Origin of the sequence: Lacimonas salitolerans (genome assembly GCF_042677865.1) — a bacterium.
Classification (GTDB): domain Bacteria; phylum Pseudomonadota; class Alphaproteobacteria; order Rhodobacterales; family Rhodobacteraceae; genus Lutimaribacter; species Lutimaribacter salitolerans.
On the sequence record NZ_JBHUDD010000049.1, the window covers coordinates 24,243 to 30,497 of the forward strand.

The window sequence follows — 6,255 nt, forward strand, 5'->3', positions numbered from 1 at the left end:
ACGCATGAAATACGTGTTCCCCCTGCTGATCCTCGCCAGCCCCGCGGCTGCCCATCCCGGCGCGCATGTGCATCCCCATGACGGGGCGCATTGGCTGTTGTGGGTGTCGGTCCTGACCATCGCCGTGGCCGGCATAATCGCGTTCCGGGGGCGCAAATGATCCCAGGCGAGCTTTTCCCAGCCCCCGGCACGCTGACCCTGAACGCGGGCGCGCAGGCGATCACCCTGATGGTGGCCAACACCGGCGACCGCCCGGTGCAGGTGGGCAGCCATTATCACTTTGCCGAAAGCAACCCAGGCCTGGAGTTCGACCGCGCGGCGGCACGCGGCCACCGGCTGGACATCGCGGCGGGCACCGCCGTGCGGTTCGAACCCGGCCAGCGCCGCGAGGTCTCGCTGATCCCCATCGGCGGCGGGCGGCGGATCTATGGTTTCAACGCGCAGGTCATGGGCGATCTGGACTGACCGGCACACCAGCAAAGTAGGGTGGGCGCCAGCCCACCACCCCGCCACAGGAGGCACCGCAATGCCCACCCCTATCAATCGATCCGATTATGCCGCCATGTTCGGCCCCACTGTGGGCGACAGGCTGCGTCTGGCCGATACCGATCTGATCATCGAGGTCGAGCGTGACCTGACCGCCGAGGCGGTGGGGCAGGCCCGCAGCGGTGGCACCGGGGCGAACGCGCTGTCCTATGGCGAAGAGGTGAAGTTCGGCGGCGGCAAGGTGATCCGCGACGGCATGGGCCAGTCGCAGGTCACGCGGGCGGACGGGGCGGTGGACACGGTGATCACCAACGCGCTGATCGTGGATCACTGGGGCATCGTGAAGGCCGATGTGGGCCTGAAGGACGGTCGCATCGCGGGCATCGGCAAGGCGGGCAATCCCGACACCCAGCCCGGCGTCACCATCATCGTCGGCCCGGGAACCGAGGTGATCGCGGGCGAGGGGCGCATCCTGACCGCCGGGGGCTTTGATAGCCACATCCACTTCATCTGCCCGCAACAGATCGAGGATGCGCTGCACTCCGGCCTGACCACCATGCTGGGCGGCGGCACCGGGCCTGCGCATGGCACGCTGGCCACGACCTGCACGCCGGGGCCGTGGCATATTGCGCGCATGTTGCAGGCGGCGGATGCCTTTCCGATGAACCTGGCCTTTGCGGGCAAGGGCAATGCCAGCCTGCCTGCCGCGCTGGAGGAACAGGTGCGCGCGGGGGCCTGTGCGCTGAAACTGCATGAGGACTGGGGCACCACCCCGGCGGCGATCGATTGTTGCCTGACCGTGGCCGATGCCATGGACGTGCAGGTGATGATCCACACCGACACGCTGAACGAATCCGGCTTTGTCGAGAACACCGTTGCGGCGATGAAGGGCCGCACCATCCATGCCTTTCACACCGAGGGCGCGGGCGGCGGCCACGCGCCGGACATCATCAAGATCTGCGGCGATGCGCATGTGCTGCCCAGTTCCACCAATCCCACGCGGCCCTTCACCGTCAACACGATCGAAGAGCATCTGGACATGCTCATGGTCTGTCACCATCTGGACAAATCCATCCCCGAGGACGTGGCATTCGCCGAAAGCCGCATCCGCCGCGAGACGATCGCGGCCGAGGATATCCTGCACGACATGGGCGCATTCTCGATCATCGCGTCTGACAGTCAGGCGATGGGCCGGGTGGGCGAGGTGATCATCCGCACCTGGCAGACCGCCGACAAGATGCGCAAGCAGCGTGGCCGCCTGCCCGAAGAAACCGGCGACAACGACAATTATCGCGTCCGCCGTTACATCGCCAAATACACCATCAACCCGGCCATCGCCCACGGCATCAGCGCCCATATCGGCAGCATCGAGGTCGGCAAGCGCGCCGATCTGGTGCTGTGGAGCCCGGCCTTTTTCGGGGTGAAACCGGATATGGTTCTGCTGGGCGGTTCCATTGTCTTGGCGCAGATGGGCGATCCGAATGCCAGCATCCCGACACCGCAGCCGGTCTATTCCCGACCGATGTTCGGGGCCTATGGCCGGTCGGTGGAACATTCGGCGGTGTGCTTTGTCTCGGGCGAGGCGCAGGCCGATGGCATCGGCAAGCGCCTGGGACTGGCCAAGCAGACCATCGCGGTGGAAAACACCCGCGGCATAGGCAAGCGTGACCTGATCCTGAACGACGCCCTGCCGCAGATCGAGGTGCACCCCGAAACCTACGAGGTGCGCGCGGATGGCGAGCTGTTGACCTGCCAACCGGCCGAGGTGCTGCCCATGGCGCAGCGCTATTTCCTGTTCTAGGGCAGGTCGGGTTTCAGCGTCTGATTGTGTGCCGCCTAAGCGAAACCAAGGCAGACTATCGGTCTTGGGTTGACCCATAGATCACCCGGTACTGACAGGAAAAGGTGAGAGGCTGGGTTTCTTGGGTGTAAAAATAATTAAAAGCAACAACATAGATAAATAGCATCGTGTCGATTTCTGGCTGGCTTGGCTGTGACCTTTGCAGCGAAGAGGTCGCAACGCTACCGCCGTCACAAAGAGCGCATGACAGTGATCGCTAGGTCGAACTCTGGTCATGCTGCACGCCATCTGCGATAGCCAGAAGCGGCCGCACAACATCTTTATCTCTGCCGGACAAGTCGGCGACTGCATCGGAGCGCGGACGTTGCTCGGCTGCTTGCCAATGATTGAATGGCTCTCTGGCGATCGTGGCCATGGCGCAAACTCGTTCACAGAAGCGTTGCAAGACAAGGGCATACGCGATTGCCTCTCTGCCCGAGAACAGCGCAATACGCCGATGAAACACGATTAGCGCTGCTACAAACGCCGCGACCGCCGCGGGCTTGGATAATCCGACAATTCAAATGAAGCCTGCATTTCGTGCATTGATAACTGCGCTGGCACGGTTCTTGGCATCCAGTTTCGAACAGATCGTGCGCATGTTGGCTTTGATTGTTACTTCTGAAACCGACAATCGCCATGCAATCTCTTTGTTTGTCAGTCCTTGGGAAACAAACTGAAGGATGCTGTTCTCTCTTGGAGAAAGGAGGCTTCTATTGCTTTCACCTGACCGGTTTCTTGCCGCCGACAGCGACACTGGAACGAACACCTCGCCGTCTGCAACAAGCTTGATCGCGTTCGCCAAAGATCGCAGCGGCATGGTCTTGGGGATTACGCCCATGCATCCAAGGGTCAAAACCTCTTGCACCTGGCCGGAAACCACATTGCCGGAAAACAACGCCACCGCGCCATCGGCATTCAGTCTGACAACCTCCTCGACACTCGGCAGCCCCTTCATTCCGGGCATCACAAGGTCCAGCAGCACCACTTGGACAGGCCCTTTTTCCGTCAAGTGGTGCTTGACTTCGTCCATCGACCCAACGCTTTCGACTTCCAGCGCAGGGTCCGAGTTTAGCGCCATGACAAGAGCCTCGCGGACGAGGTTATGATCGTCAGCGATCAAAACAGATATCATCTGTGCTCCCTTTCTCGGGGTTCTCTTGTTCAAAAGTTGATCAGCACTTAACTAGCTGTGTTAACCGTCAAAGCAAATTTTCGAAACCTGTATCAAAGAATATATTTTGTAACTTTAGATTCGCATGCTTGTTGGCGATGACGTTGACATCGCGGTACGGCATTGCAGCAGGCAAGCAGCCCGAGGCGATATGGCTGTAGACCCTGTTTATACGGCACCACCGGGTCGATCCCGGCGGGTTGGATGGTCTGAATGGCTTCGCTTCAGCCGTACGCGACCAGGCGACTTGCCTTCCCCCGGACCAGTCTTGAGGATCGAAATGATCGGGCCCCACAGGGCAGGGCTATTGCCGTCCCGACGACGTCTGGGCGCGACCGCCTGCCTGCCCGCGTGAACCAGAACCATCATCATGGAACGCGACCGACGCCAAGTCGCATCCCACCCTGATTGCCGACACGACATTCTCTTTGACATATCATTGCAGGACCGCCTTGCCGCGATGTGGCTGTTCGGGACCCGTCAGCGCGTTCATACCTTTTGAGCAACCAAAGTAACTTTCTGACCTACTGCCTCTAAAGACAAGGCAAGCCGACGCTTGATGCGGTTATTCGCAAGGAATTCATCAGGTATCGTTAAGTATATAATCTTGTATTGAGGCGCGATCATGCACATGGCAAAACTCCTGCGCTCTTTGGGCATCACTGGCGCAAAGACGAAATCTGACTTGCGATCCGAGGCGACAGGTGACGCAAAACCCAAAACCCCTTCCCTCAACGAATATCGGCCCAAGCTACACAATGCGACATTCTCTGGGGAGAGTAGATCTTTCAAGTCGAAGAAAGACATCGTCTCCAAGAAGGTGAGCGGAAGGGAGCCAGTGTCAATCGGTGGATATCCGGCGATGTTCAAATCAGCGATTGATATCGATCTGCCAGTCCTGATTTGCTCGAAGAAGCTCAAAACCATGGGAGATGTGATCGGCTGGTTTCGCGCGCAAGGAGTTGGAGTGACGCTGTGCGAGTCACTCGACGTAGGCAAGAGAGTGCAATCCCAGCTTCTGACAAGACACTCGTTCATCTTCGTCGATATCGATAGCTTCGGTGGTATCGATGAATGTTACGATTGCCTTGTTTGGATTCGCGAAAATGCTTTGGCTGTCCCTGTCGTGATCCTGTCCCATGACTTTCTTGTAGACGACTTCAGTTGCGAAAGGCTTCCATTGACGGACGTGTCGCTTCGTCTTCCGGTCTCATTTTCAAGCCTTGAACTATCGTTAATGATTGCACAGCAGAACAACTATTCGTGGCAGCTCAGGTTTGCAGATGCAATGCCATACTATCTTCTGGAAGCTGTATGACCGAGATCAGAATCTATGAAACTTCTGCAGGCCAGTTTGGTTATGCCGGCAGGAAATGATATAAGCAAAAAGTGACCGCCATTTTTTCAGTAAGAGTTTTAGAAGCAAGCCGTCATTGATTTCGCCGCATTGACTGATATATTGGATTCAATACATCAGCTTCGACTTCACCTGGCAATCGAACCTGTTTTGTTCAGGATACTTTCTCCGGTGTATATTTAAACGCTGTGCAAAGGCGCTTTTCATTACGCATCAACCTGTAAGGATCAGGCGAATTTATCCAAATTCAAGAATGTAAGCGACATCAAGTCTGATTTCGCAGAGACTCTATCGGTTTGCCGGTAAAGAAGTCATCACCCAATTGAATCGTGACGGTACCTGAAGGGTTCCGTGCTATGATAAGTCCTTGGACGTAGACACACCTACCCAAAACCAGCGTTGCAACCATGGGTCATACTCCTGAAAATTTTAGCCAAATGGCAGGTTGATTATTGCTGCTGGAGCTACTTTGTCGATAGGTTCTTGTGCTCACAAGGAATATCAAAGGAAGTGGTGTTATCTTTGGATAGAGAGCTGATTCTATATGCCCGATCTTGTGCAAGCGAAAACACGCGAGAGTCATGCCGTTCCAAAAACATTGTGAAGTTTTCAACCCCTGTGAGCTCACACCGGAGTCGAGGAAGCCCGCGCGCGCCATCACCTGCCCGTCCACGTTTTGGTTGACTGGTTCGGCGATGAAAAGCCGCACTGTGAACATTGGCACCGGTGATCGGCAGGCTGGCAAGACATTGCACGGTAATGCACCAAGCCATGGAGCTCACCTGGAAGCGTCCATGATCATATGCGTTGCGTGAAGCCTGTGGTGGAGGGGTAAGTCGCACCCAAATCGTTGGGTTCGGAGCAATGTCCTGCGAAACAGAACCTCTGTGACAGACTGAGTATGACAGGCTGCAACTGTGCGATATTATACTTTAGTGAAGTAATGTGACGGAAAGATAGAAGTGCGAATGGTGCGAAATTTGCATAGACCCACGCTGTGAACTACCCCCAAGTGACGGCGAGAACACCATTCGCGCCTGATGTTCACGGCTTTCAGGGTCAGCCACATTTTGCGCTGGCCCTGAACCACTTCTGTGTCATGGAATTTATATTGATGATGTGAGTCTGGCCAAGCATAACAGCGCCAGGCAATTCCATGCAGGCTTACAGAGAAAGTTCATGTATTCTTAAGTTCCTGAACCACCCCCGTGCTATAAATTTGGGATACCCTGTTTATCAATGACAGGACGCCGGTATTCTCTGAAATCTCATCGTCATTCGATAAGACTCGTGCACTAAAGATAGAGCGCGATTTCTAGGGTCTGTTGACGTTTAAGGATTCCCATATCGGCTTCGAAGTGATTCAAGGTTGCCAAACGGGAGGTGACCTTGATCCGC

Annotated in this window: 5 protein-coding genes and 1 pseudogene; 5 read left to right on the plus strand and 1 reads right to left on the minus strand. The window is 56.4% G+C overall.

From position 1 onward, the window contains the following. Positions 1-4: 4 nt before the first annotated feature. The 4 genes and pseudogenes from ACFTOW_RS07810 to ACFTOW_RS07825 form a co-directional block, all read left to right on the plus strand. Entirely contained in the window at positions 5-160 is a 156-nt protein-coding gene (locus ACFTOW_RS07810) for a hypothetical protein (protein ID WP_379914506.1), read from the plus strand. Further along, complete coding sequence (locus ACFTOW_RS07815) at positions 157-465, plus strand: urease subunit beta (RefSeq protein ID WP_379914507.1); 309 nt, start codon at positions 157-159, stop codon at positions 463-465. The genes ACFTOW_RS07810 and ACFTOW_RS07815 overlap by 4 nt, the downstream gene beginning before the upstream one ends. Positions 466-526: 61 nt before the next feature. Beyond that, positions 527-2,287 (plus strand): urease subunit alpha, encoded by a 1,761-nt coding sequence (ureC, locus tag ACFTOW_RS07820; RefSeq protein ID WP_379914508.1) that lies wholly within the window; start codon positions 527-529, stop codon positions 2,285-2,287. A 277-nt stretch (positions 2,288-2,564) separates the two neighbouring features. Next, positions 2,565-2,795 (plus strand): annotated as a pseudogene (locus ACFTOW_RS07825) (IS5/IS1182 family transposase); the annotation flags it as partial. A 51-nt stretch (positions 2,796-2,846) separates the two neighbouring features. On the opposite strand, the gene ACFTOW_RS07830 reads toward ACFTOW_RS07825, so the two are convergent. Beyond that, positions 2,847-3,461, minus strand: a complete 615-nt coding sequence (locus ACFTOW_RS07830; RefSeq protein ID WP_379914509.1) for a response regulator transcription factor — start codon at positions 3,459-3,461, stop codon at positions 2,847-2,849. 670 nt (positions 3,462-4,131) lie between these two features. Between ACFTOW_RS07830 and ACFTOW_RS07835 the strand changes: the two genes are divergently transcribed. Next, positions 4,132-4,818, plus strand: coding sequence for a hypothetical protein (locus ACFTOW_RS07835; RefSeq protein ID WP_379914510.1), 687 nt, complete (start codon positions 4,132-4,134; stop codon positions 4,816-4,818). Positions 4,819-6,255: the final 1,437 nt, after the last annotated feature.